16 protein-coding genes and 2 pseudogenes are annotated in these 23,346 nt (G+C 52.9%); 10 read left to right on the forward strand and 8 right to left on the reverse strand.

Features of this window, described 5'->3' with window-relative positions:
• The first annotated feature begins 640 nt into the window (after positions 1-640).
• A complete protein-coding gene (locus GEI7105_RS0100460; protein ID WP_017658516.1) occupies positions 641-1,003 on the forward strand; it encodes a nucleoside triphosphate pyrophosphohydrolase in 363 nt (120 codons plus the stop codon).
• A gap of 274 nt (positions 1,004-1,277) precedes the next feature.
• Here the strand turns inward: GEI7105_RS0100460 and GEI7105_RS0100465 are convergent, their stop codons facing one another.
• The 3 genes from GEI7105_RS0100465 to GEI7105_RS0100475 all read right to left on the reverse strand — a co-directional run bounded on the left by GEI7105_RS0100465 (position 1,278) and on the right by GEI7105_RS0100475 (position 4,083).
• Entirely contained in the window at positions 1,278-2,384 is a 1,107-nt protein-coding gene (locus GEI7105_RS0100465; protein WP_017658517.1) for a hypothetical protein, read from the reverse strand.
• Between the two features lie 45 nt (positions 2,385-2,429).
• Positions 2,430-3,662: an RNA-guided endonuclease InsQ/TnpB family protein gene (locus GEI7105_RS0100470; protein WP_017658518.1), complete on the reverse strand. Its 1,233-nt coding sequence runs from the start codon at positions 3,660-3,662 to the stop codon at positions 2,430-2,432.
• Between the two features lie 133 nt (positions 3,663-3,795).
• Positions 3,796-4,083 carry an NfeD family protein gene (locus GEI7105_RS0100475; protein ID WP_144053607.1) on the reverse strand — a complete coding sequence of 96 codons (288 nt, stop codon included), beginning with the start codon at positions 4,081-4,083 and terminating at the stop codon, positions 3,796-3,798.
• 299 nt (positions 4,084-4,382) lie between these two features.
• On the opposite strand from GEI7105_RS0100475, the gene GEI7105_RS0100480 reads away from it, so the two are divergent.
• From GEI7105_RS0100480 to GEI7105_RS0100495, 4 genes are all read left to right on the forward strand, one after another.
• Positions 4,383-6,413, forward strand: coding sequence for an AAA-like domain-containing protein (locus GEI7105_RS0100480; protein ID WP_017658520.1), 2,031 nt, complete (start codon positions 4,383-4,385; stop codon positions 6,411-6,413).
• Between the two features lie 172 nt (positions 6,414-6,585).
• Positions 6,586-8,952, forward strand: coding sequence for a Sll1247 family protein (locus GEI7105_RS32990; protein WP_017658521.1), 2,367 nt, complete (start codon positions 6,586-6,588; stop codon positions 8,950-8,952).
• Positions 8,949-9,071 (forward strand): hypothetical protein, encoded by a 123-nt coding sequence (locus GEI7105_RS40255; RefSeq protein WP_017658522.1) that lies wholly within the window; start codon positions 8,949-8,951, stop codon positions 9,069-9,071. Before GEI7105_RS32990 ends, GEI7105_RS40255 begins: the two co-directional genes overlap by 4 nt.
• 623 nt (positions 9,072-9,694) lie before the next feature.
• Positions 9,695-10,312, forward strand: coding sequence for an exopolysaccharide biosynthesis protein (locus tag GEI7105_RS0100495; RefSeq protein WP_017658523.1), 618 nt, complete (start codon positions 9,695-9,697; stop codon positions 10,310-10,312).
• Positions 10,313-10,336: 24 nt separating this feature from the next.
• On the opposite strand, the gene GEI7105_RS28395 is transcribed toward GEI7105_RS0100495, so the two are convergent.
• A complete protein-coding gene (locus GEI7105_RS28395) occupies positions 10,337-10,852 on the reverse strand; it encodes an anti-sigma factor family protein (RefSeq protein WP_017658524.1) in 516 nt (171 codons plus the stop codon).
• Between the two features lie 215 nt (positions 10,853-11,067).
• Positions 11,068-11,727, reverse strand: coding sequence for a sigma-70 family RNA polymerase sigma factor (locus GEI7105_RS0100505; RefSeq protein WP_017662214.1), 660 nt, complete (start codon positions 11,725-11,727; stop codon positions 11,068-11,070).
• A gap of 205 nt (positions 11,728-11,932) precedes the next feature.
• Here GEI7105_RS0100505 and GEI7105_RS28400 point away from each other — a divergent pair, with 205 nt between their 5' ends.
• From GEI7105_RS28400 to GEI7105_RS0100535, 5 genes are all read left to right on the forward strand, one after another.
• The gene (locus GEI7105_RS28400; protein ID WP_017658526.1) at positions 11,933-14,176 is read left to right on the forward strand and encodes a response regulator; all 2,244 of its coding nucleotides are present in this window, start codon (positions 11,933-11,935) and stop codon (positions 14,174-14,176) included.
• 168 nt (positions 14,177-14,344) lie between these two features.
• A complete protein-coding gene (locus tag GEI7105_RS0100515) occupies positions 14,345-14,707 on the forward strand; it encodes a response regulator (protein WP_017658527.1) in 363 nt (120 codons plus the stop codon).
• Positions 14,708-14,752: 45 nt separating this feature from the next.
• On the forward strand, positions 14,753-17,119 hold the full coding sequence (locus GEI7105_RS28405; protein WP_017658528.1) for a PAS domain S-box protein: 2,367 nt from the start codon (positions 14,753-14,755) through the stop codon (positions 17,117-17,119).
• Positions 17,120-17,453: 334 nt separating this feature from the next.
• The gene (locus tag GEI7105_RS0100530; protein WP_017658530.1) at positions 17,454-18,521 is read left to right on the forward strand and encodes an adenylate/guanylate cyclase domain-containing protein; all 1,068 of its coding nucleotides are present in this window, start codon (positions 17,454-17,456) and stop codon (positions 18,519-18,521) included.
• A complete protein-coding gene (locus tag GEI7105_RS0100535; protein WP_017658531.1) occupies positions 18,515-20,284 on the forward strand; it encodes a glycoside hydrolase family 10-like protein in 1,770 nt (589 codons plus the stop codon). Before GEI7105_RS0100530 ends, GEI7105_RS0100535 begins: the two co-directional genes overlap by 7 nt.
• 259 nt (positions 20,285-20,543) lie before the next feature.
• On the opposite strand, the gene GEI7105_RS40260 is transcribed toward GEI7105_RS0100535, so the two are convergent.
• The 3 genes and pseudogenes from GEI7105_RS40260 to GEI7105_RS39585 form a co-directional block, all read right to left on the reverse strand.
• Positions 20,544-22,115 carry an ATP-binding protein gene (locus GEI7105_RS40260; protein ID WP_281166965.1) on the reverse strand — a complete coding sequence of 524 codons (1,572 nt, stop codon included), beginning with the start codon at positions 22,113-22,115 and terminating at the stop codon, positions 20,544-20,546.
• Positions 22,110-22,991, reverse strand: a pseudogene (locus GEI7105_RS40265) (HAMP domain-containing protein); the annotation flags it as partial. The pseudogene GEI7105_RS40265 and the gene GEI7105_RS40260, both read right to left, overlap by 6 nt.
• A 187-nt stretch (positions 22,992-23,178) precedes the next feature.
• Positions 23,179-23,346 (reverse strand): annotated as a pseudogene (locus GEI7105_RS39585) (IS4 family transposase); the annotation flags it as partial.

Raw genomic sequence — 23,346 nt, forward strand, 5'->3', positions numbered from 1 at the left:
GCCTTCACCTCTGGCAGTCGAGGACGCGATAAGTCTGCGATCGCCCTGCATTACCCCGCTTTGACACTCCCCAGCTATCACGGCGTGGGGATTCTCCTTCAACGATCCAACTTGCTCTGACAGGTTGGCACCAGCCAAAGTCGCGGTCAAATCTACCAAGATTCGTCGCAGCGCTCCAACCATAGCCAATAGGCTTGGTTGGTGGTGAAGCGGCGGTGAGTTGATGTGCGTCCCCTGAACAATGCGAGAGCGAGAGAAGGGGATAGCGCCGAAACGAGCCATCAAATATAATTGATAAGGTGGTAACACGCTGAAAACATACGGATAGCTCATCCAGTAGGCAGCCCAGAAGTAACGGTTAAGACACTGGCAACACGGACATCTCACGGTGGCGAACTCGGTTCGCCACCCGTGTCCTCCTGTATAGAGCATAAAGCCCAAAACCCAAAATCAGATCCGTCCGGCTTGGGGGCACCAAGTGGACGTAAAACAAAAAGCCTGTGGAATCGTTCTGGCGGGGACTTGAAGTTATCTGAGTTCAAGTCTAGTCAAGAGGTTGAGAAGCAGGAAATCCTTGGTGTGAACCAGGGAATCTCCCTGCATACCCGATAGGGTTGCTGGGAGAGGATGTCAACCTCCTATGCGCCGAGAACCTCAAAAACTGGTACGCGATCGCATCCCCGAAATCGTTCGCCGATCGGGACGACGCTGCGGTGTCGAACGTCTCGACATCGCGGACTACCGCCAAGCCTTGCGGGACAAACTCGTCGAGGAAGCCATCGAAGCCGCTGAAGCTAGGGACGACGCCGAATTAATTCGGGAACTGGCGGATTTGTCGGAAGCGATCGACGCCTTACTGGAAACCTACGAGATCGATCGCGCCACGGTTTCAGCCAAACAGCAACAACGCCGCGACGAACGAGGGGGATTTCGCCAACGGCTGAAGTTGCTGTGGACGGAGGATGATGAGGAGACGGAGCTTAGTGGTACAGAAAAGTCCTGAAACCCTTGTTAGAAAAGAGATCGCCGTATTAACAGGGTTGGCCGCAAAATCCCAGATCGGTAAATGGTTGCCGGAGATCCCCGGCATCTCCAAGATGCCGGGGATCTGGCTCGAGTCTCAATACAGGTTTTATGTGTTTTGTCAATCCTAGATCTCGAAAAGTTTTCTGCACCACTTAGGGAGACGGAGAGATGAGGAGGCTTTTTGACAGTCACCAGTCGCCAGTGAAGGCAGCGGACTGTTAACAGTGTCTTCCGTGTTCTCGTCCGATCGATTAACGGAAATTTAATTCGATCGAAACTTCGCCACAGAGATACGGCGGTAACGTCCAACCTAACAGCACCTGTTCGACCGCGTGTTTGATGTCCGGTAGTCGCTGCAAGTCGCAAGAATGAAGGATGCTGTCAACGGTCGATCGCCGACATACTGCCGTCCGCACTCGACCGTCGCGCACGATCAAACCGAAAATCAGTTGGAACGCGCCTAATTTCGGCAAATACTGGAGGGCGTGCAAACTCTGTTCGAGCTTGGCGAGGGCGCGATGGTTTTCTAAGGTATTGAGTTCGAATCCGGCGATACGACCGACTTCGATTTCTAATCCGAGGTTCGACATGGCAGTCTTTAAAGAGATGACGTTTGGCAAACCCATCGATGTCGCCGCCGGATGCGAGATACTACCTCGGCCGCGAAAATCGGCGACCCAATCGTCTGTAAACCCAGAAGCGTGGCAGCGCGATCGCTCTCGACTGACGTTCGAGTACGGGGTGATGCGGGAACGGATGACTCGAGGCGTCGAATCTCCTCGCCCAGCCAGCGGAGTTTGTTTCGCAGATGAAGACGACACCGAACGTCCGAAATCTCGTTCTCGATAACTCGTTCCGTCGGGAAGTAGAGTGGGAACGGTGGCGCAGACGCTGGGGGACAAGTCTACAACTTGCGATCGCTCTGGACCGACCGCGACAAACGCTGTATACGGCGACAGCAATTGGTACTCTAACGCCGTTTGGATCATTTCTCGGACGATCGTGTGGTGTGTCACCTCGAAGGTTTGGTTCGAGAGGGACTTCAAACAAGCGCGTCCCCATAACTGAGCGATGGCGGGATTGCTGTTTTCCGTAAACTCGACGAGCAGCGTCTCTTCGTATCGCGTTCCGTCGGCTTGTCGTCCCGAAATCGTCAGGCGTCCCGAACCGCGATTGTCCGTCTGTCCGAACAACACGAGCGGTTCGGTGGCGAACAAGTCCGGTAAGGGATTGGGATACACGGTCGGGGGGTTTCCCGCACCGTCCCACGCGATCTCGATGTCGGTCAACACGGGACAGTTAGCGCGAGTGAAAAATCGCCGTGCGGCCTCGTCGATGGGTGCGTCGTGACTTGACATACTCCCCAGCCCTTGTGGCGTGGGGATTCTCCAGACCTCACGGTTCTAGATTCCTGGTTCGGTGACAACCCTTACTGCCAACCGTTGCCGATCGACAGCAGCGGGGTTTGTCTCCCCAGGCGTTTCCTGCGAAACGCAGGCAGTTTCCGAATGCCCTTCGGTACTGATTCCTAACATTTCCAACCCTCGATTGAGGATGTTGATAGCCGCGTTGGTATCCCGGCACAGTTTCGCCCCACAAACGCATTCGTGAGTGCGAGTGCTGAGAGATTTTTTAACCCGGCGACCGCACTGGTAGCAATCTTGACTGGTGAATGCCGGATTAACTGCTACCACTGCCTTACCCCAAACCTTCCCGTAGTAGTCGAGAAAATCAGAGAACTGACTCCAAGCTGCATCGGAAATCGACTTAGCCAGATGGTGGTTTCGCACCAAATTTCGCACCGGCAAATCTTCATACGCCACGACCTCGTGAGATGCCACAAGCGCCCGAGCGAGTTTTATCGCCCAGTCTTTGCGCTGGCGTTGAACTTTGAGGTGCGCTCTACCTAACTGTTTCCTGTTTTTGTGAGAGTTGGCAGATTGTTTTTTGCCCTTACGGTGTTTGCGACTCAGGCGACGCTGCAATCGCTTTAACCGTCGCTCCGATTTTCGGAGATACTGGGGATAGGCAACGGCATTATCGTTCTGGTCTTTGACGAAATACGTCAGTCCCAAATCGATGCCGAGGACGTTTCCGGTGTAGTTTCCCAGTTCTTGACGTTCGATATCGAGACAGAATTGAGCGTAGTAGCCATCGGCACGACGAACCACTCGCACTCGGTTGATTTGGCTGCGGAGAATATCTTCTCGTGCCGCACTGTTACAGTAGAGAGAGAAGGTTCCGGCAGCGAAGCCATCGGTGAAAGTGAGAGTTTTCGCATCGTCCGAGAGTTTCCAACCGGAGGTTTTGTATTCCACCGAGCGGCTGTGTTTTTTGAACTTGGGATAGCCGACGGGTTTAACCCCTTCCCGGCCGTTTTTATAGAAGCGGTTGACGGCTTGCCAAGCGCGAGCGGCGTGGGCTTGTCGCGCCATACTGTTGAGTTTTTTGGCGAAGGGAAATTCCTTGGCTAAATCTTTACACAGGGCTTGCATTTGGGCGCGAGTACAGCCACGAGTGTCCATCCACAGCCGCAAGCATTTGTTCCTGACGAACTGTCCGGTACGGATGGCTTCGTCGAGGGCTTGATACTGCTGGGCACTGCCGTCTTTGAGTTTGGCTTCTCGGACTAACATACTCATATTGTAGTACAGTTGTGACTTGATGAAAGTCGCCCTAGAAGGCTTGCCCTGAGCCAAGTCGAAGGGGCGAGGCTTTAGACCCAGATTTTTGGTAACGTTCGGCGATCGCCGGTTTTGAGAGCAGTGGTCAGGCAGGTCGTACGCTGGAAATTTGCAAGTTTGGACGGTCGGTCGTAGAGGTCACTTGACGGATCGATCGCGGCACGATGAGTAAGGTAATGCCGTCGCGACCGATGATATTCACGGATTGTCCCGGTCGAACGAGAGTCTGAGGGCGTAGGGTATAAAACCGGGCTGGCCAGTAGGTTCCTTTGAAAAATACACGTCCGGCCGTCTCGGGAGAAACGGAATTTGTGACCGTCGCAGACAACGGGCAAGGGAACATTTGATAAGGGGTGGATTCGAACAGTGCCACGATCTTTTCTCCTAACAAAAAACGGCAAGTCGTTCGATCTGGGCTGAATTTTAGGTCGTGTTTTTAATCCAATTTTCAAAAGATTGAAAAGCGTACGTTCTGGATGAGAACGTCTAGCTTGAAATTGCAATCTCGCTCGAGAAGACAACTCGAACAACGTCTAACAAACATAAAAAAACATTAATTTTTTTGCGATCGCGAGACGTTTTTGAAATCGCTTCGTAGAATAAAAGCGTGGATCGTTTGGGTGAATCTCTGGTGTTGTACGTCGATCTTATGCAAGCGTTCGAGAAATGACTATGAACTCTCGTGAAAGTTCGTTCGGGTCCGATCGCAGCGCGATCGATTCCTACGAGTTCGCCCTAACACGACCCATTGCCGCCACCGATTCTCACGACCATCGATCTGAGATTTTTAAGTCCGAGTCTCAGTACTTCACACCTGTGAATTCAGAGATCGAGTCCGACAACCCATCTTCCGATAGGGGTGCGATCGCCGATATGAACGTTCTGGAATTCCTACAGGCCGACGCCCGACTCACCCAACGACAGCGAGAAGTGTTACTGGAATTTCTCCCTGGCGATAAAGACGATGGTGCGATCGCCAGCGATCTTTACGTCACCGAGCAGACAGTTCGCAAACACCTCTCGGACATCTGCAAAACCTTTAGTTGGGAAACTGCCGAGGGGGAAGAAAAAGCCGTACGTCGCGCTCAATTGGTATCTCTGTATGCCAAATATCGCCCCGAGCTGTTTTCTGGCGTTCCCTTTTCGCCGACCTCTCGTCAGAAAATCGTCCTAAGTTACCACCAAAGCGATCCTCTCGAATCGGAAATCGCGTTGGCGTTGTATCGAGCCTTCAGCGAACGAGAGTACGAAGTGCTGTTGGCCGATGCCAACCTGCGAATGACGGCCACTGGACGCCGACAAATTCAAACGGGATTGTCTCAATGCGATCGCTTGGTGTTGCTGTTGTCCCAATCTCCCGGCGTTCAATCTTCAGCCTCGAGCGAAATGGTTACAGAAGAAGTCAACTTAGCTCGACATATTTTCGCTCGCCGAGCGTCGCCCAAACCCACCCTCGTCGCTGCGTACCTCAACTGTCCCCCCAGTTTGCTCGGACACAAATTGCGCGGCTATCTCGAAGAGGCGCGATCGCTCGTTTGGACATCGCCCAAAGACACGGACGCCTTAGTGCGCCAACTCCTCGACGACTTCCCAAATGACGGGCAACTCCCCGTCGTCGATCCCTCAAACGAAGCTGCGTCGCTCTCAGAGGCTGCCGTTCCCGTCTATCCCCCCAAAATCGACGCCGAACCCCAGCTTCCTCGGGGTCAAGTGGAACTGGCGTCTGCGTTTTACGTCGAGCGTCCCGGTATTGAAGATCGCTGTTACGAAGAAATCGTCAAACCCGGTGCGTTAATTCGCGTCAAAGCCCCGCGACAAATGGGTAAAACCTCGTTAATGGCGCGAATTCTCCACGAAGCGAGCCGTCACGACTACGAAACCGTTCAGCTAACGTTCCAGTTTGCCGAATGCGATATCTTTTCGAGCCTCGATCGCTTTCTGCGGTGGTTTTGTGCGATCGTCACCCTGCGGCTGAAACTTCCCTTAGAGATCGATCGCTATTGGCAAGGCAGCGAAATTCTCGGCAGTAAAATCGTCTGTACCCGCTATTTTGAAGACTATCTTTTACAAGAGATCGATCGCCCCCTGGTTCTCGGACTCGACGAAGTCGATATCCTCTTCGACTATCCCCAACTCACCACCGATTTCTTTGGCTTGCTGCGAGCGTGGCACGAAGAATCGAAAAACAATCCCCTCTGGCAGCGACTGCGACTGGTTATCGTCCACTCGACAGAAGCCTACGTTCCGATGCCTGTCAACCAATCGCCCTTTAACGTGGGACTTCCCGTCGCCTTACCCGAATTTACCCCGGATATGGTGGCCGGTTTAGCCAATCGCCACGGGTTGCGCTGGGGGGAGAACGACATCGAGCGACTCATGCACTGCATCGGCGGACATCCCTATCTCGTGCGATTGGGCTTGTATTACATTGCCCGAGGCGAATTGAATTTATCGCAACTGCTCGAGATCGCTCCCACGGATTCGGGTATTTACGGCGATCATTTACGGCGACATTTATGGGTATTAGAACAACACCCCGATCTCGCTGCTGCGTTTCAATCCGTCGTGCGATCGGAAACTCCCGTGGAACTCGACTCCATGCAAGGATTCAAACTGTACAGTATGGGGTTAGCCAATCTCCTAGGAAATAACGTCACGCTCCGTTACAACCTCTATCGAGAGTATTTTCAATCTCGCCTTTAGGGGAGAGGGGGAGAAGGGGAGAAACTATCAAACATCAACTACGGCAGTCCCAAATGAGTCGTCAAAAATTAAAACACCAGAAAAAATATGATTCCCTGTTCCCCGTTCCCCGTTCCCGATTCCCTTTTTGTCCCAATTTTTTACACAACTGATTTAGGATTGCTATATCATCGTGAACTACGACTATCAAGTAGGTGGATGTCTGCCAGAAAACGCTCCGACTTACGTGGTTCGTCAAGCCGATACCGATCTGTTTGAAGGCATTACGCGGGGCGAGTTTTGCTACGTTTTTAATTCGCGACAAATGGGAAAATCTTCGTTGCGAGTCCGAACGATGCAAAAACTGAAAGACCGGGGATTTGTCTGTGGCGTCGTCGATTTGCTGCAAGTGGGAAGTTCCTGTATGTCTTGCAAGCAGTGGTATGCGGCGATCGCCTACGAACTGGCTCGGCGGTTCGATCTGCTCTCGAAAATCAATTTGTTCGAGTGGTGGAGCGATCGCCCGTTTTTGCGCCACGATGAAAAATTAGCGGTATTTGTTCGCGAAATCCTCCTCAAACAAGCGCACGGACAACTTGCGATCTTTGTAGACGAAATCGATAGCGTTTTGAGTTTGGGATTCAAAGTTGATGAGTTTTTTGGTTTTATTCGCTCTTGTTACGAATTGCGTCAAATGTATCCGGCTTACCATCGTTTGACATGGGTTTTACTGGGCGTTGCCACCCCGAACGAATTGGTATGCGATCGTGCAAAAAATCCTTTCGATTTCGGTCGCGAAATTTATTTGTCTGGATTTCGGCCTTACGAATGCGATGTTTTAGTCGAAGGGTTGACACCTCACGCAGAACATCCCAAACGCCTACTGTACGAGATTTTACGATGGACGGGGGGGCAGCCGTTTTTAACGCAAAAACTCTGTCAGTACGTGGCAAGATCGACGGATATCGTGCGATCGGGTGCGGAAACAAACGCGATCGAAAACCTGGTTCGTACACAAATTTTAGAAAATTGGGAGATGTACGACGAACCGCCTCACTTACGAGCAATTCGCGATCGCATTTTAGCCAGTCCTCGACGCCAAAAACTATTAGAAAGCTACTGTCAAATCCTCAAATTTGGTGAAATTCCCATCGATCGCTCTACCGAACAAATGGAATTGCGACTGGCGGGATTAGCGATTAAAGCCAACATTGGCTTTAAATTTGCCCAGCCAGTTTTAAAGGTTTATAATCGTCTCTATTGGACAGTGTTTAATCGAAGTTGGCTCACCAAACAAATCGATATTGGCAAGATTCCCGAACCGGTTTTTCAGAGAGACGATCGACAAAAGCTGTTCGATCTCGTGTTACAGGGATCTCTTCGTACTCAGTCCCCTTCTAAATTTATTGAATGGTTCGATCGCGCGTTCGTTCGAGGCGACGAAACAGTCGATCGAGAGGTCTCAGAAATTCTTCGTCATCTCGTCACGAGGGAAACGTGTGACGAGTTTGCAAAACTCCTTCACCGATGCTGTTACATTGTGATTAATTCTTGGCAAATTCGTCCCGCTTATAAAACTTATATTCCTGATTTTCTGGCTGTTTTTAATTCCATCAATTTAGAGGGCGATCGTGTTGGTTTATCTTTTTGTGTCGATAGATTGCGACAGTTTATTTTTTATTTTACTCGAACGCATGAATATCTCGCACTTCAATTTTTGTTTAAAAATGTGAGACAACCCAAAAAAACACGCATAAAATCATCTTATATTGCCGACAAAATAGGTCGATATAATTTTTTAGGATCTTATTTTGAATCTACAATTCAAGGATCGAGCGACAATCGAAAAAAAGTCGAAGAGATTATTCGGACGCGTCAATGGCGGTTTGCTAATAAGTTATATCGCTATTCTAAATACTTGCATCACGGGCGATCCGAGCGTCAGTTTTTAGAACTCTCTGTAGATTCTCAAGATACAATACTGCAAAGCCAATATAAAAATCCTACGCTTTTAAACGATATTGCTTTAGTTCGAGCGTTTCATGAATTTCAGTCAGGACAAGTTCGTGCGAAAGACTTTTTTACATCGTCATCAATTTTTGAAACCTATCGAGATTTTAAACAGTCTTTATTTCAATATTTAACAGCCGATCTGTATATTGATTCCCCTGAATTTAAAAAACGTTTTCTAAACGAGTTAGAAGATTATATTTTAAAAATTCACTGTGAAGCAGATCGACGAAAACCCAATAATATTTTAGTAATGCAAACTTGCCAAATGACTCTCGACTACTTATTGGCAGATCCCGAAAATAAACGTCATATTTATCTATCCAATTTTTTGGCGAACCTCGGTTCTTTACCGTTAATGGTTATGTTAGTGAAGACTATTTTAATTTCAACTCCCACGAAATCCGATCTCGAATATCGCATTTTTCGGTTAGTCGAACGGTATCAAACCGATCCGTTCGATCCCGAACATTGGCTCGTTGAGTCTCTAGAAAATTTAAATGTTGGCTTTACAGTAGGGTTTACACCGCTGGAATTTCCTGAATTTTGAAATTCGGTGTTTGTCATACGGAATCCGAATCTCAACGCTTCGACTTCGCTCGCTTCGACTTCGCTCGCTTCGACTTCGCTCGCTTCGACTTCGCTCGCTTCGACTTCGCTCAGCGTTGAGTCCGAGCGGAGTCGAGGACTCAAACACTGGTTTTTCCCAACCTAACAAGTCTCTCTATCTCCCCTTATCACTCCTTCCAAAGGGGGGTTGGGGGGATGTGGTGAAGACTTCTTGAAACCTAGCTTATCGGAAACGGATTCCGTATCAGTTCGCTCGTCTGAGTCCATTTTAATAAATGTAAATCTCGCCAATCTATAGCAGTCTCAAATGAATCTTCAAAAATTAAAATACCAGAAAAAAATAGGGTTCCCTGTTTTCTGTTTTTTCTGTTTCCGATCCCCTTTTTGTTCCAATTTTGTTACACAACTGATTGAGGGATGCTATAGTTTTGAATCGGCGTTTTTACAGGATGAAAGTTTTTGATATAATTTACAGCCAAGAGTCTGAAATCGTAAAATCTCTTTTCAGTGTTTGCATACAGGCATTTACCCTTCATGGTCGGATTGAAATATCTCAATTTTTCTAAAATATCGTCATTGTTTCGAGTATTATTATATAGATCGCGAAGCGATCGAAGCAAAGCAGGGTTTATGCTTTGAGGAAAACGAGCTGCTCGTTCCACCCCCTGCTTTTTATAACTTTGTCAGCAAACCCTCTGTACGAAATCTGGAGCGATCGATTTGTGGCTAAGCTTTCTACGGAACTCCACCGTTACTTTTTTTCAGAAGAGCGTCTCGATCGCGTGAAGCTATCAGACGTTATCGAAATTGCTGGAGAGCGGAGTTTTGGCTTTCTGTTCGTGTTGTTGTCCCTGCCGTCAGCGTTGCCGATTCCCGCACCGGGGTATTCGATTCCCTTTGGCATCGTGATGTTGTGGTTGGCGTTGCAGCTTGTCGCCGGACGAGAACGCCCCTATTTCGTGCAACACTGGCTCGATCGCGACATTTCACTCTCGACGGTGCAGGGCGTTTTGAAAAAAGGGCTGCCCTGGTTGCAGCGCGTTGAAGTGTTGTCTCGTCCTCGTTTGAGCTACGTTTGCACGAGTGTCGTCGGGCGAGTCGTTCTCGGACTGGCCATCGCCCTGATGTCGGTTTCAATGATGGTTCCCATCCCCGGCACGAACACGCTGCCAGCGATGGGAATTTTCATTACGGGATTCGGTTTGCTCGAGGACGATGGCGCGATTAGTTTGATGGGTTTGGTGGTGTGCGCGATGGGCGCGACCCTGACCACCCTGATTGTAATTTTCGGCTACGAAGCCGTCAAAACTGGCATCGATATGCTCAGAGATGCGATTTGATGCCCGTCCTCTGCCAGTTGGATGCTATTCGACAAACAACGCCCGAGCTGTGAGGGATTTTTTCGCTTCCTGTAGCGGTGCGGGGGAGGCATCGGGATGAGGGAGCGAAGAGGGTAAGCTATCGACCTCGAAGGTGGTCGGTGCGGGAGAGCGAGCGATTTGAGGGGTGCGAGACGAGAAGTTGGTCGGCAACCCCGATACGGCAGCGAGAAAGAGGGCTGCGATCGCCGTTCCTCCCCACGCCCACCGCTGCTGTCGGTCTTGGCGCAGGCGAGCGAACACCCGTTCGGCCGTGACCTCGGGTACGGTTTCGCTGGGCGGAACGGGTAGTTGCTGGAGTCCGAAACTGGTTCGTTCGAGACGGTGATACAGTTCCCGAGCGCGATCGTCGGCGGCCAAGAGCGTCTCGACTTGCTGGCGTTCGCTTTCGCTGACTTCTCCGTCGAAATAGCAACTGAGAAGCACGAACAGGTCTTCGTCTCGGTCTACACGAGCGGACGGCTCGAATCGGTTGCGTTCGTCGTAATCCTTGCGGGTCATAGTTGCGTCACCACCTGGCTGTCGGTTGCGGACAGCGACCTCTCTCCATCAAATTATACTTGCGTATTTTTACAGACGAAAGCCACTGAAAAAAGTTTCTGAGGAACGATTCGATCGCAGCGATCGCCGTTCGTCGTTCCATGAGTTTAATCGAAGGCGATCGATCTTCAAAGCGGAATTCAATTGTTAAGACGAGAACCTAAAAACAAGGGAGGTTAACTGTCGATATAGTGTTGTAACTGAGCTTGTAAACGATGTCTAGCTCGGGCGATGCGAGATTTCACCGTTCCCAAAGACACACCTGTAATTTCCGCAATTTCCTCGTAAGCCATCCCTTCGATTTCTCGCAACACGATCGTCGTGCGGAAAACTTCCGGCAAGTCGGCGATGGCGACGCGCAGGCGATCGTAAAATTCGTCGGTAGTTAAAGCGTCGTCCGGGCCGGGATCTTCGGTGGCGATTTCCCATTCTCGCTCTCCGTCGTCTGTGGTAAACGGCGCGTCGAGAGACAGGGGTTGGCGTACCCGCTTGCGTTTGCGTAACTCGTCGTAAAACAAGTTGGTGGCAATACGGCTGAGCCATCCTTTAAATTTGATGGGATCTTGCAAGCGGCGGATATTGCGGTAGACCCGAATCCAAACCTCTTGTGCTAAGTCCGAGCGGTCTTGCCAGTCTGGGGCTAAGTGATATAACACCCGATCGACGTAGGATTGATACCGATGTAACAGTTCGGTGAAGGCTGCGCGATCGGGACGCGCTCCGGCTTGGCAACGGCGCACCAAATCGATGTTAGACAATTGGGCGGGAGAAGGCACGGGAGTTTGAGGAACGGTCGCCGAGGCCGTAGACCAGGATAATGAAATAGAATGTGTCATGGGCATATTTAAGGCGATCGGAGCTACCAAGAACCTTTGACGTCGAACTGATTCTAAGAGTTCCCGCCAACGGGCGATCGCCGCGTAGACAGATTGACAAACTGTCCCATTTTTGTCGTCATCTACCTTTGTTCTATCCTAGCCTTCAACGTTTGACTCGATCCCTGTCGGTCAGCCGTTTTCGGGACGACTTGCGAGAACCACTATGATTTGTATTGTGACGTTTTGTAACGATAGCGGGCGTATCGAGAGCGCAAACGCTGACGCCAAGGCGTTGTTTGGGTATGACGGCCGGGACATCCGACACGATTCGATCGAAACTCTATTTCCTCACTGGCCGGCTGACACGACCTGTTTCGATTCCCCGATCGATTTAGAAGGGCGGTGTGCGGACGGCTCCGTCGTTCCCTGTCGCGTCGAAATCCTGAGATCGAATACCACATCTACGGCAATTTGTCAACCTCTTCGAGAGAATTTCGACGTGCGAGAGCGGTTTGTGCAGTACGCTCCCACCGCCGTCGCCATGTTCGACCGACAAATGAACTACCTGTTAGCCAGCCAGCAATGGGCGAGCGAGTACGGTCTCGACCTCGACGACCTGCCAGGGAGATCGCACTACGATGTCTTTCCCCTATTTCAGACCGATCCCGAATCCCGCGATCGCTGGCAGCGTCGCCAAAACGCCTGTTTGTCCGGTCGTGTCGAACGGGGAGACGACGAACCCTTTCCCCAAGCCGACGGCAACCTCGCCTGGTATCAGTGGGAAATGCGGCCGTGGCGAACCGCAACCGGCGCGATCGGCGGCGCGATCTTGTGGACGAACAACATCACCCAAACCAAACAAATCCAAGACGAACTCTACTGCGCTAAAGAAGCCGCCGAAGCCGCCAACCGCTCCAAAAGCACCTTCTTGGCCAACATGAGCCACGAACTGCGAACGCCCCTCAACGCCATTATCGGCTACAGCGAAATGCTCGGCGAAGACGCCCAAGACGAAGGGTACGACGACATCGCCGCCGACCTCAACAAAATCCGCGCGGCCGGACAACATCTCCTCTCGCTCATCAACGACATCCTCGACATCTCCAAAATCGAAGCCGGGCGTATGGATCTGTATATCGAATCGTTCGATATTTCCAGTTTGCTGGCTGAAGTACAAGCCACCACCGTTCCCGCCATCGAAAACAATAACAACCAATTCCAATTAAGCGGCGAGGGCGATCTCGGTGCCATGTGTGCCGACTTAACCAAAGTGCGTCAAATTCTGATCAACCTCCTCAGCAACGCCGCTAAATTCACCCACGACGGAACTGTCACCCTCAGCGCCTATCGCAACACCGACAGCAACGGACGCGGTTGGGTCGTCTTTGAAGTCGCCGACACCGGCATCGGCATGAACGACGAGCAAATCGAGAACGTCTTCACCGCCTTCAGCCAAGCCGATGCCTCCACCACCCGCAAATACGGCGGAACAGGTTTGGGTCTGGCCATCACCCGGCACTTTTGCCAAATGATGGGAGGCGACGTCACCGCAGACAGCACCCCCGAGCGGGGATCGACCTTCACCGTTTACCTACCCGCCGAACCCCTCGACAGTATCGACGAACCCACCAGCGATCCGAGTGCGACAGCGACGCCGACCCCGATCGCCCAACCCTCGGGTTTAGTCCTCGCCATCGACGACGATCCCAACACCCTCGACCTCATTTCCCGACGGCTGAGTAAAGAAGGATTTCACGTCGAAACCGCCTGTAGCGGCGTCGAAGGCTTGAAACGGGCGCGAGAACTCAAACCCGATGCGATCGTTCTCGACGTTCTCATGGAAGACATGAGCGGCTGGGCTGTTTTGGCCGCCCTCAAAGCCGATGCCGAACTGGCCGACATTCCTGCCATCGTCGCCACCATCGTCGATGAAAAAAACCTCGGCTTTACCTTGGGAGCGTCCGACTACCTGCTCAAACCGCTCGATAACCAGCGGCTGGCGCGGCTCCTCGACAAATACCGACAGCGACGCATTCTCGGCAGTATTCCGGGGGAAAATCGCATCCTCGTCGTCGAAGACGACGAGATGACCCGCGAGATGATGCGACGCACCCTCGAAAAATTCGGCTGGAACGTCGTCGAAGCCTGTGACGGTCGGGCTGCTCTCGATGCCGTCGCGGCCGAGCCACCCAACCTGATTCTCCTCGATCTGATGATGCCGAACATGGACGGCTTTCAGTTTTTGACGGAGTTTCGCCGAACTGGAAACTGGCGATCGATTCCCGTGGTCGTCGTTACGGCGATGGAACTGACGGCAGCGGACTATCAGCGTCTCGATGGGTCGGTCGCGCACATTCTCGAAAAAGGGGCGTCCACCCGCGACGAACTCCTCCACGAAGTTCGCGATCGCCTTTTTGCCAGTCTCGCCCCCCGAGCAGACAGAGGCGACCTCGAAATGGGACAATAAAAATCGACGGGAGAATCGTTCGAGACTCGATCTTGTGGGTCGGTCGTTTCCCGAGACACCCTCGATCGAAAAAGCCCGAATCCCAAGGTTCGATCTCAAAACTCACGGCGTCCCGGCTATCTTTCTGGGGTGTTTCAGACCCCTCGCTGCTGCTGTATCCTGTTGCCTATGGCTAAAATTTTGCTGGTCGAAGATAACGAAATGAATCGGGATATGCTGTCGCGGCGTCTCAAACGCAAAGGTCACGTGGTCGTCGTGGCCACTGATGGAGCCCAAGGGGTAGAGATGTCTCTCAGCGAAGCCCCCGATCTAATTTTGATGGATATGGGTCTTCCCGTGATGGACGGTTGGGAAGCCACCTCGACCATTAAAGCCAAACCGGAAACGAAAAAGATTCCCGTCATTGCCTTAACCGCCCATGCCATCGCGGGCGATCGCGAAAAATGCCTCGCTGCCGGGTGCGACGACTACGATACCAAACCTGTAGAATTTCCGCGTTTGCTCTCGAAAATCGAAGCGTTACTCTCGTAGCGACTTCAGAGGCGAGATGCTTTTGCGAGACCCCCTCCAAGATCCATGACCGATTCTACAACCTCGAACCGCGTCGCTCGATTTGCTGGAATGGGTGCGATCGCCGGATGCGGGTTCGTCGCCCTCGCCGGTAGTCTCGACCTCCTAGCAACACCGCTTCCCCTCGACGATCTCACGTTTTGGGGCGTTCTGGCCGCGTTCGCCCGACGCCACAGTCAAAATCCCGTGTTGTGGGTCGTCGATAGCCTGCCGTTCGTGTTCGGTTGGCTGATGTGGCAGTGGGGACGACAGGCGAGTGTTCGAGCCACCTGGCAAGCTCGCCAACGTCGAACCCTCGAAAAACACAATCGAGCGCTAGTGGAACTGGCCCGAAACCAACAGTTCGAGACGGGGAACGTCGCGGCAACCCTCCGAGGGATCGCAGCGACCGCCGCCCGCACCTCGCAAGTGGCTCGGGTCAGCTTGTGGCAGTATGAAGACGATCGCACCCGGCTCGCGTGCTTGGAAGCCTACGATCGCGATCGCGACGACCACAGCTCTGGAACAGTTCTGGCGGCGAGCCGATATCCCGATTATTTCCAAGCCCTCGAAACCGAACGCTACCTCGCCGTCTCCGATGCGATCGGCGATCCGCGCACGCAACGCCTGGCCGAAACGTATTTTATCCCCAACGCGATCGCTGCCGTTTTAGGTGCGCCCGTGCGCCTCGGGGGAAAAACCATCGGTCTCGTCATGCTCGAACACGCCGAGACGCCGCGAACTTGGACGACCGAAGAACAAACCTTCGCCGCCTCCATCGCCGATTTTGTCGCCTTGGCCGTGCAAACGGGCGATCGCACGTCTGCCGAAGTCGCCCGCTGGGAAAGTGAAGAACGCTTTCGCTGGCTCTCCGAAGCTACCTTTGAGGGTATCGTCATCCACGCCGACGACACCATTATCGACACCAACCAAGCTCTCAGCACCCTCTTCGGCTACCGCGACGACGAATTTCTCGGCATGAACCCGCTGGAGTTGTTCGCACCTCCCTGTCGGGATCTCGCCATCGCTCCCCTGCGATCGGGATCGGATAAAACCCTCGAACTCGTGGGACAGCGAAAAGACGGCTCGACGTTTCCCATCGAAATTCAAGGTCGCCTCCTCCCCTATTACGGCAATAAAGTCCGCGTGACGGCCGTGCGGGATATCACCGAGCGACAAAACGCCGAACGCGCCTTGCGACAAAGCGAAGCTCGCTATCGCGCGATTTCCGAACTGGCCTCCGATTACATCTACGCCGCCGACGTGACCCCCGACGGCAACCCCATCGTACAGTGGGCGACGCAATCGTTCGATCGCATTACCGGTTACAGTCGCGCTGAAGTCGAAGCTATGGGGGGATGGTCGGCTGTCGTTCACCCCGACGATCGCGATCGCGTCCACCACCGTTTCACTCAAAACCGCGTGGCAGACTGGGAAGGCGTTCTCGAATACCGCATCGTCACCCGCGACGGCGAAACCCGTTGGCTGCGAGATTACGCCCGTCCCAACTGGCAAGAATCGGAGGGCGACACAGTTCGTTTGCTCGGTGCGGTGCAAGATATCACCTTGTCCAAAACGGCCGAAGCCGAACTCTACCGCGCCAAGGAAGCCGCCGAAACCGCCAACCGATCCAAAAGCGCCTTTCTGGCCAATATCAGCCACGAACTGCGAACGCCCCTCAACGCCATTATCGGTTACAGCGAAATTCTCCAAGAAGAGGCTGAAGAAGAGGGAAACACCACCGCCGTCGAAGATCTTCAGAAAATCCGTACTGCGGGAAACTTCCTGCTGGCGCTAATTAACGACATCCTCGACATCTCGAAAATCGAGGCGGGGAAAATGCAGCTTTACATCGAAGCCTTCGATCTCTGTGCCTTAATCGAGGAAGTTCGCGTTACCCTCGAGCCGATAATGGAGAAAAACGGCAATACGTTTACCCTCGAGTGCGACGAGAATCTAGGAGAAATCGAAGCCGACATTACGAAATTGCGCCAAGTGTTGCTCAACCTCCTCAGCAACGCCGCCAAATTCACGGAAAACGGCAACGTCCGCCTGACCGTCCGGCGTTACCGCGATGGCTTAGAGGGAGAGGTCGGGGAAGATGTCGACAGCGAAAGTGCGACGCACCGCTTCGGCGATCGCGTTGTCTTCAAAGTCACCGACACGGGAATCGGCATGACTCCCGAACAAGTGGCGCATCTCTTTGAAGCCTTTACTCAAGGAGATGCCTCCACCACCCGAAAATACGGCGGAACGGGACTCGGACTGACCATTAGCAAACGCTACTGTCAGATGATGGGGGGCGACATCGCCGTTAACAGTCAAGTCGATGTGGGGTCTGAGTTTACCATCGTCCTACCCCGCGTGTTGCCGCGATCGACGACGACTGGATGAGGGGACGAGGAGCAGTGTTTCAGTCGCCAGTCACCCGTCACCCGTCACCCGTGATGAGGAGATGAGGCGATGAGGAGACACGGTTACCCGTTAACTGTCCTCACTCTTCACTCTTCCCTCTTCCCTCTGCACTGAAGAAGCTCTCCTGTTCACAGAGCGAGACGCTTCAGATTGCGATAGAATCGGGTACGATTGCCCGACTGGGTCAACTGAATCCCGTGCGTGTAGAGACCGATTCGGTGCGTCTTGACGGCAACGCTCGCGACTCCGTTGCGATCGCGCGGCATTTGTTGGTTCCTTCCGACTTCACGGGAGTCCATTGAGGAATGCGTTAATGAGATCGCTCGAAAACGCCAGCGTCCTGGTTGTAGACGATAACGAAGCCAACCGCGATTTACTCCGACGGCGGCTGAAGCGACAAGGCTATCGAGTCACCGTCGCCGAAGACGGATTTCGCGCCTTGGAACTGATGCGAGAGCAACCGTTCGATTTGGTGTTGCTCGATATCATGATGCCGCGAATGAACGGCTATCAAGTTCTCGAACAGGTGAAAGCCGATTCAGACCTTCGCGATATTCCCGTTCTCGTCATTTCTGCTCTCGACGATCTCGACAGCGTGGTTAAGTGTATCGAACTTGGGGCGGAGGATTATCTTCCAAAACCCTTCAATCCGATTTTGCTCAAAGCGCGAATTGGAGCCTGTCTCGAAAAAAAGCGCTTACACGACCAGGAGAAGGCATATCTCGAACAGCTACGGGTCGAACAGGAGAAGTCGGAACGTCTGCTGCTGAATATTTTGCCCCAAGCGATCGCCGAACGCCTCAAGCAAAACCCTCGGACGATCGCGGATAGTTTTGCGGACGTCAGCGTGTTGTTCGCCGATATCGTCGGTTTTACAAAACTCTGGTCGCGCATTTCTCCGACGCAACTCGTCGAACTCCTCAACGAGATTTTTTCGGGATTCGACGAACTAGCCGAAAAGAACGGCTTGGAAAAAATTAAAACCATCGGCGATGCTTATATGGTCGTCGGCGGACTCCCGATTCCGCGAGCGGATCACGCCGAAGCGATCGCGCAGATGGCTTTGGATATGCAGCGACAGATGGCGCAGTTCAATCAAGGCGATCGCGAACCGTTCAGCATTCGCATCGGGATCAGTACCGGCCCGGTAGTGGCGGGAGTGATCGGAACGAACAAGTTTATTTACGATCTTTGGGGAGATACCGTCAACACCGCCAGCCGTATGGAGTCTCACGGGATCGCGAACACGATTCAGGTGACAGAAGCGACCTACGAACGGCTCAAAGATCGTTTTATTTTCGAGCGTCGCGGTGTTATCGAGGTGAAGGGAAAGGGTAAAATGACCACTTACTTACTCGTCGATCGCAAAGAAAATTGTTAAAAACAACCGTGTTGGGGATGGTCAGAGGTTGGAGAAAGGGGCTGTTGGGGGGCGCGTTCGCAAGTCTCGTTGCGCTGGTTCCCGAAGCTGAGGCTCAGGTCAGTACGTCTTGGGTCGAACCCTGTGTTGAGAATTTGGTGGAGGCGGAGATTCTCGAAGACGTTCCCGATCGCCTCAACGTTCCCATGACTCGCGCCGAATTCGCACGCACCCTCGATCGCACCCTCGAACGAACGTTTCCCGAGATCGAAACGCCGAGGGAGACTCGGTTTACGGACGTGGCGACGAACTCGCCGGAGTTCGAGGCGATCGCAAGGTTGGAACGGCGGGGATTTTGGGAAAGTTTTCTCGATTTAGTCTTCGGCAGCGATCGTAAACTGGCACGATGGGAAATGTGGGTCGCGCTGACGGACGGCTTGGACTATCGAGCGGCGCAAACCCCGCGATCGCTCCTCGATCGCACCTATCGCGACGCGATTTTGGTTCCCCCGGACATTGAAGCGGCGATCGCCGCCGCTACGGAACGCCAAATTGTCGTCGTCTCCCCGTCGGGTGAAGACGCGCACTGGTTGTATCCCTATCGCCTCGCAACTCGCGCTGACGTCGCGGCGACGATGTGTCTGATTCTCGCCAAAGATGGCTTTCCGAACTCTATTCCCGAGGAATATGCAGTCCGCGTCACCGTTCCCGAAATTCGCGGCGTGTGGCTGACGAACGTAGACAGCGAGGTCTTGTTTTCTCGGCGCGAACTCCGTCAGGCGATCGATCGCTTACACCGCCTCAATTTCAACACGCTCTATCCCACGGTTTGGAACTGGGGATATACCCTCTATCCCAGCGCCGTCGCCGAACCGGTTATCGGACGCGCCGTCGATCCCGAGCCGGGACTGCAACGGTACGATATGTTAGCCGAGGCGATCGAGTACGGACACCGTAAAGGCTTGCGGGTGATTCCCTGGTTCGAGTTCGGCTTTCAAGCGCCGTCTTACTCGGAACTGGCGCGGCGCAACCCCGACTGGCTGACGCAGCGTTCCGACGGAAGCCAAACCATCATGGAAGGGGAACACGAGCGAGTTTGGCTCAATCCCTTTCATCCCGAGGTGCAGCAGTTTATCCTCGATTTATTGGTTGAAATCGCCAGTAACTACGACATCGACGGAATTCAACTCGACGATCACCTCGGACTTCCCGTCGAGTTCGGTTACGATGCCTACACGGTCGAACTCTACCGCAGCGAACACGACGGTGCCGCTCCTCCCGAAGATTATACCGATCCTGATTGGATACGCTGGCGAGCTGATAAAATCACTGAGTTTGTCGGTCGCGCTTTTCGCGCTGTGAAAGCCGTCAACCCCGACGCCGTATTTTCAGTTTCCCCCAACCCGCAACACTTCGCCTATTCTCGATATTTACAAGATTGGGAAAGTTGGGAACGTATCGGATATATTGAAGAGTTAGTTTTGCAAGTTTATCGAGACGACATCGATGTGTTTGCAATGGAGCTGCAACGACCGGAGGTAGAAGCGGCAAGACACCACATTCCCGTCGGTATCGCGATTTTGACCGGTTTGAAAAACCGTCCGATCGAACTCGATCTGATTCGACAAAAGGTTAGAAAAACTAGAGAGTTAGGTTTTTCGGGAATGTCGTTTTTCTTTTACGAAAGTTTGTGGAATTGGGCAGAAGACCCCCCAGAAGTTCGAGAGGGAGGATTCGCCGAACTCTTTCCTGAAGCGGTGGTTGCGCCAGATGTCATTGACTGAAGACAGTCACCAGTCACCCGTGATGAGGAGATGATGGGATAATGGGATGATACTCTATCCTTTTCCGATAAGCTGGATTTCAAGAAATCTTCACCACATCCCCCCTTAGCCCCCTATCCCCCCTTCGCCCCCCTTTGAAAGGGGGGTTGGGGGGATGGTTGGAGAGATAGAGGGGCTTGTCTGACTGGGGCAAACCCGTGTTTGAGTCCGAGCGAAGTCGAAGCGAGCGAAGTCGAAGCGTTGAGATTCGGATTCCGCATCATCCGGTCGTCCCATTGCCTTCTGTATTTGAGTTTTGCCAGAGAAACTGAAGCAGTCTCTTTTCGTCGAACTGCTTGACCAATTGCGACACGCGATCGGCAAACGGTTCGAGTTCGGGTTGCGATCGCGCTAGCGCTCGGGCGTGTTTGTCGGCTTTTCGTAAGGCTCCCCGTCGAATGGAGTGTACTAAACCGGCGAGTTCTTCTTCAGGGGGAAAGACCAAATCGCGATCGTCTGGGGACTCCTGAATGTCGTTCGAGCGGCTGTTATCTTCGTAAGTCTCGGATACCTCTTTTTCGGCATACTGCCACTCTAACTTCATCAGATATCCTAATTTGTCGATCGCCTCCTCTGCCCGAATCGGTTTGGCAATGAAATCGTCGGCCCCCGCTTCAAAGCTCGAGTAATGGTCTTGTTCTAACACGCTGGCCGACCATGCGAGAATTTTGACCCCTTGTAACTGCGGCGTTTGTCGAACGCGCCGAATTAACTCGAAGCCGTCGAGGGCGGGCATTACTAAATCGGTGACGATCGCGTCGGGAACTAACTTTTGTATTTTCGCGAACCCTTCTTCTCCATCCTCCGCTTCGTGGACTTCGAAACCGAGAGGCGTTAACAGATTCATCAGCACCGCGCGATTTTCCCATTTATCGTCGATGACGAGAATCGATCGCTTGCGCCCTCGATAGCCGACGATCTTTCCCTTCTCGTCTTTGGCTGAGTTCGTCCCCCAATCTCGCGCGATCGGGAACTCGAGATCGAACCAAAACCGACTACCTTCACCCAGAACGCTCGAGACGTGGATTTGACTGCCCATCAAGGCTGTAATTTTTTGGCTGATGGTCAGCCCCAACCCCGTTCCTTGGGACATCTGATTGGCTTCCCCAACTTGCTCGAACGGTTGAAAGATCGTTTCGACCTGTTCGGGACTCATGCCGATTCCAGTATCTTCGACGAGAAACCGAATCGTAACGGCGTCCCTCTCAGGCGATCGCAACGTCGCGTCCCGTACCGTTCCCACTCGAAAGCGCACGCTTCCTCGCTTAGTGTACTTCACGGCGTTGCCCAACAGGTTGATGAGAACTTGACGCAGCCGCTTTTCGTCTCCACAGACCGCTTCGGGCAGTTCGGAGGTGGCTTGATAGTCGAAGTGTAAACCTTTCTGGCGGGCTTTGATTTGACAGATTTCCGCAACGCCTACGAGAAACGAGGGAAAATGAAAATCGATGGGATACAGTTCCATTTTCCGAGCTTCGATTTTTGAGAGATCGAGAACGTCGTTAATCAACATCAGCAAGTGAGAGCCACACTGATGGATAATTTCGATTCCCTGACGCTGCTGGTTGAGGTCTTGAGTGCGCTGGAGGATTTGCGCGTAACCCAAAATCCCGTTGAGGGGCGTTCGCAGTTCGTGGCTCATGTTGGCGAGAAATTCGCTTTTGGCATGGTTCGCCACTTCCGCAGCATCTTTGGCGGCTTGGAGTTCGAGGGTACGGTCTTCGACGCGTCGCTCTAAGTCGGCGTTGGCGGCTTCGAGTCGGGAAAAAGACTGCGTGAGAGCGGCTGCCATGTGGTTAAAAGACTCGGCGAGAATTTCGAGTTCGCCAATGCCGCGCACGTTAACCCGGCGATCGAGATTTCCCGAGGCAATTTCGCGACTGGTATCGCTCAAGCGGCGGATGGGACGGACGATCGCCCAGCGAATGGCAACGATGCCAACAGCGGCAGCAATCCCGACGATGCCCAGTGCGCCTTGGAGGAGGGTTTCTACGACAGCACTGTAGTTGGTCAGCACTTCGGAGATCGGTTTGACAACGACCAGTTTCCAGTAGGTATTGGGAACGCCGAAAACATAGGCTGAGGCAGATTCGCCGAGCAACCAGTCTTCTTCAACCTCAAACTGTCGTAATAACTGACCGCGATCGAAGCCGACTTTTTGGGGATCGACGATCGCCGCTGCAATGAGGTTGGCTTCCTTGGGCTCGATGGGGGTACGCACCTCTTCGAGACCGTCGAGAATGGTTTGGCGGCGCTCGGTCCAACGATCGGCACCGGCGACAACGTCGCGATTGGTGGCAGCTAACGCATCGCGATAGGGGGCAAATTCGGGATGCTGTCGGGAGACCTCGAAAACATCGAGCAGTTTGAGGGAGGGGTCGTGACTGTCATGGTCGTGGTCTTCGGGGACTTCGTGTTGGGGGAGCGTGATAAGGTGGTTGTCGCGATCGACGAGGATAATGTATCCGCCTATCTCCTCTTGCAGCGAGTTCACGAACGCCTGTAGTCCTTTGAGTTCGAGATCGATCGTCGCAGCCCCCCAAAATTTACCGTCTCTGCGAATGGCGACGGTACAAGTGACCATCGGTTCTCGGGAGTAGGGATCGACGTAAACGCGACTCCAAAAACACTGACTGGGTTCGAGATATTGGGCGACTATGTACCATTCTTCTTGGTGGTAAGTAGCCCCAGAGAAAAAAAGGAATGTGTGTAAAGGATTATTTCAGACCTCGAAGGTTGACATACTTAACAGAATGTCCGTGGCGCTCTCCTCGGGCTTCGAGTCCCTCGGTCCTGAGAGGGTGACAACATAGCTAGACCCCCTGCCTCACAAGGGATAGAGCCTCTAGCCCTCGTTAAAAATGGAGAGATTTGTGAGGCTTCAACGCCATGAGCGCCAACATCCAATCTCTCCAGAGCAGCAGGGATTGACTCCAAGCATAACCGGATAATCCGAGGGAAAAAACACTATGATGAGGAAAACCTTGAGGGGTCAGGTCTGAACGACCTAAATAGGATTGGAC

The organism is Baaleninema simplex PCC 7105 (assembly GCF_000332355.1).
Classification (GTDB): Bacteria; Cyanobacteriota; Cyanobacteriia; order Cyanobacteriales; family Geitlerinemataceae; genus Baaleninema; species Baaleninema simplex.